We start from the raw sequence: 874 nt of genomic DNA, 5'->3' as shown, positions 1-874 counted from the left end.
CGCGGCAGCGACCGCTGGACGAGGGCGTGCGCGGTCAGCACCCGGCGGTTGCGGCCGAGGGACGGCGGCAGGACGAGATAGGCGATGCGGACGAGCCGTGGATACCGCTCGACGAGCGCGGCCTCGGCCTGTTCGACGTCGACGGGGCCCACGGGCGAGGGAACGAGATCCTGGGTGCTCACGTTCAGCAGAACGAGCGATTCTTCCGATGGTCACCCCGGCCCGCCCCCGGGGGATCAGGCCGCGGTGACCGTCAGCCGCTCGCGGATCAGGTCCGTCACCTCGTCGGGGACGCCGAGCCCCTCCCGTACGTACTTCTCCATCGACCCGTGCCGGACCGCCACTTCGTCGAGCGCCGCGTCCAGGTACTCCGGCAGGACCCCGATCAGTTCGAGCGCGAGCTCGGGGTCGCCTCCCTGGGCCGTGAAGCCCTCGATCATCGGCGCGAACGCCAGTCGGACGGCCGGGTTGACCGCCAGGTACTCGGCCCGCACGGTCTCCTCGTCCGCGCCGAGCAGCGACAGGACGACCGTCGCCGCCCAGCCCGTACGGTCCTTGCCCGCCGAACAGTGGAAGAGCAGCGGCCCGGCACCCGGGGTGCCGAGCTCGCCGAGCAGGGCGCGGTAGGAGGCGCGGGCGGAGTCGCTGGAGACGAAGGTGCGGTACGTCCGGGCGAAGGCCGCCCGGACCCGGCCCCCGCCGAGGTGCTCCTCGGCGAGCGCCGGGTCGGCGAGCAGGGCCTTGAGGCGCGCGGCGGGCGGCAGTCCGCTGCCGGCCAGGTAGTCGGCGAGGACGTCGGCGACGAGCAGCCGGACGCCGGGCGGCAGCCGGTCGGGCCGGTCGCCGCGCTCGGTCTCCGTCCGGAAGTCGACGA

General features: G+C 74.4%; 2 protein-coding genes. Both read right to left on the bottom strand.

All coding sequences use genetic code 11. The features are described from left to right. A partial coding sequence (locus CCN56_RS39275; RefSeq protein WP_143664802.1) for a hypothetical protein occupies positions 1 to 191 on the bottom strand: 191 nt, incomplete at its 3' end. Between the two features lie 45 nt (positions 192 to 236). Further along, a partial coding sequence (locus CCN56_RS39270; RefSeq protein WP_086832387.1) for a tyrosine-protein phosphatase occupies positions 237 to 874 on the bottom strand: 638 nt, incomplete at its 5' end.

This window comes from Streptomyces sp. NRRL B-24572 (genome assembly GCF_002156145.1).
GTDB lineage: Bacteria > Actinomycetota > Actinomycetes > Streptomycetales > Streptomycetaceae > Streptomyces > Streptomyces vietnamensis.
This window is presented reverse-complemented; position numbering and strand designations above follow the sequence as displayed.